This is a genomic window from Faecalibacterium sp. Marseille-Q4164, from assembly GCF_017377545.1.
GTDB lineage: Bacteria > Bacillota > Clostridia > Oscillospirales > Ruminococcaceae > Faecalibacterium > Faecalibacterium duncaniae.
This window is the reverse complement of sequence record NZ_JAFREJ010000043.1, coordinates 1-1,264: the sequence shown is the minus strand read 5'-3', so window position 1 is coordinate 1,264 and position 1,264 is coordinate 1. Positions and strand designations below refer to the sequence as shown.

Below are 1,264 nucleotides of genomic sequence, written 5' to 3'. Positions count from 1 at the left end.
CGAGTATGCGCAGCTGGCATCCGAAAAGGCAAAGTTCTACGAGCAGTACAAGGAAACCAAGGAAGAACTGCTCAAACTGAAAACCGCAAAGCAGAATGTTGCGTCCTTTTTCCGAGAGGAAGAACCGGCGCAGCAGGAGAGATAAAGGAGTGTGCGCATGACCAACCTGAAAATCGACCCTGAGTTCCAGTCCCAGATTCCCCCTCTGACCGATGATGAATTTAAGCAGCTTGAAGAAAATATCCTCAAAGAGGGCAAGCTGCTCTCTCCTTTGATTGTCTGGGGTAATACCCTTGTTGATGGACACAACCGTTATGAAATCGTTCAGGAGCATCCCGAAATCTCTTTCTCCACGATGCCGCTCCCATTTGAAAGCAGAGAAGAAGTCCTCGCATGGATCTGCAAGAATCAGTTGGGGCGGCGCAATTTAACCCCGGAGCAGAAGAAGTTTCTGATGGGCAAGCAGTATTCCTCTGAAAAGCGCACCGAGGCGTTTCGCGGTAATCAGCATACTGCAAAGAAATCTGGCAGTGTTCAATCTGAACACAACCAGAAGCCAATGAAAACCTGTGAGCGCATTGCGCAGGAAAATCACAGTAGCGCAAGTTCAGTCCGCCGTGCAGAATACTATGCCCACGGCGTTGACGTTGCGGATGAACTGTCTCCCGGTTTCCGTGATCGGTTCTTCCGCGAGGAACTGCACATTCCCGATTATCTTCTCGAAAATCTCGGCAAGGCCAAGCCCGAAGAACAGGCTGAAATTTTTGAGGAAATCAAGAATTATGTGCCGAAGCCGAAGAAAGTCAAGCCTAACAAAGTAACGGTGAAGCAGGCAGAGAAAGCCGCCAGCAACACCATTGATGAAAGCTATGATGTTCCCCAAAAGTTTCTCGAACTGTACTACCGGCTCCACAATGCTGAATCTCTCATGCGAAAGAGTTGGGAAGTTACGTTCGACTTGAACCCGAAACTTCTTACGCATCCGGAACAGGTCAAGGTTCTTCGCTTTGCCCTGAAGCCTCATCTTGAATTTTTGAAAACGCTGGATGAAGTTCTTGCAGAATCCAGCGATGAATCCTCTAAAACGGCATAACGACAGGCACTTGTAAGCCATCAACGGGCCACCAGCCGCAAGTGCAGGGCGGAAACTATCCGCGCCCCTGCGCCTGATAAAAATTGAAACTTTGATTTTCTCGCCCGACTTTGCCACGGTGGGACGATCAAAGGAGCGTGCGTTTGAACAAAAAGAAAAAGTCCACAAACA

General features: G+C 49.0%; 1 protein-coding gene. It reads left to right on the top strand.

Translation table 11 applies throughout. The features are described 5' to 3' along the window. Nucleotides 1–157: 157 nt before the first annotated feature. Nucleotides 158–1,093, top strand: a complete 936-nt coding sequence (locus tag J3352_RS14120) for a hypothetical protein (protein WP_005935816.1) — start codon at nucleotides 158–160, stop codon at nucleotides 1,091–1,093. Nucleotides 1,094–1,264: the final 171 nt, after the last annotated feature.